Here is a 1,196-nt window from a genome sequence, read left to right as displayed (position 1 = left end):
TGATAAGGTGAGTATTTATAATTTACTGGGACAAGAAGTCTTGAGTAGAGATTTAAACGAAATGTCACCATCCTTAGATATGTCAAACTTAGCATCAGGAGCTTATATACTTCGAGTACAGATAGGAAGTCAATCTAAAATTATTCGAGTTATTAAAGAATAATTTTAAATTCTAATAATCATACCTAATACAGGTTGTTATTGCCCCCAAGTCTTAAAAAGATTTGGGGGTAATTTTTTAATATACTTTTAAAATAAAACCAGTACCTTTAAATTTACAATCCTAATTTATTAATTTGATTATGGGGAAAATTACTCTGTTTATTACATTTTTCTTATTTAATTTTTCAGTAAATGTCCAAACATCTTGGTTAGATGTTGAGCCGTTAAACTCTATAAATAATCGGGTAGAAAAGGAAACATTTGAAATTCCAGTGGCCAGTAATAGTAGTAACAGTAATAGTACTACTGTAAATAGTTTTGATCCCGTTGTTATTCCTGAAAATGACAGTTGCGAAAATGCGATTGAAGTTGATATTTTCCCTTATAACAATGAACAAGATGCCTTTGGGGCTACCAATAATGATGGATTTATATCTGAATGTGGAGGATTGGGAATGAATGACGGCGTTTGGTATTTAGTAGCAGGTAATGACTATGAAATTACGGTAATAGTAGAAGATACCCCAGATTGGGATTCTGAAGTAGCAATATATTCTGGGGAATGTGGAAATTTTACTTGTGTAACTTCAATTGATACTGTAAATGATATACAAGAGTTAAATTTCCTTTCAGAAGTTGGTGTAGATTACTACATTAATATTGGATATTATAGCGGTACTTTAGATAATGATGAAGGTTTTTTCTCTATCAATGTAGATTCCCCTGGACCTTCACCTTGTATAGATCCTTCAAATATTAATATCACTCAAATAGAACTATATTCGGCAACTGTAAATTGGACGCAAAACGGAATTGCCAATTCTTGGGAAGTTACTTATGGAGAAGCAGGTTTTGATCCAGCAACCGAAGGCGAAAGTATTCTTGTAGAAAATGATCCTCAGATCAATTTAACCAACCTTTCCTCCAATACTAGCTATGAGTTTTATGTAAAAGGATTATGTTCAGAAAATGAAAGTGACTTAGTGGGACCCGAAACGTTTACTACTTTGCCATTATGTAATCCACCTTCCAAT

General features: G+C 32.5%; 2 protein-coding genes. Both read left to right on the top strand.

The features are described 5' to 3' along the window. The first annotated feature begins 7 nt into the window (after positions 1-7). Positions 8-163 (top strand): T9SS type A sorting domain-containing protein, encoded by a 156-nt coding sequence (locus tag FVB9532_RS20075; RefSeq protein ID WP_394349689.1) that lies wholly within the window; start codon positions 8-10, stop codon positions 161-163. A gap of 139 nt (positions 164-302) precedes the next feature. After that, positions 303-1,196, top strand: an 894-nt coding sequence (locus FVB9532_RS19295; protein WP_150546813.1) for a fibronectin type III domain-containing protein, incomplete at its 3' end; no start/stop codon positions are given.

The organism is Mesonia oceanica (genome assembly GCF_902499555.1).
Taxonomy (GTDB): Bacteria; Bacteroidota; Bacteroidia; order Flavobacteriales; family Flavobacteriaceae; genus Mesonia; species Mesonia oceanica.
This window is presented reverse-complemented; position numbering and strand designations above follow the sequence as displayed.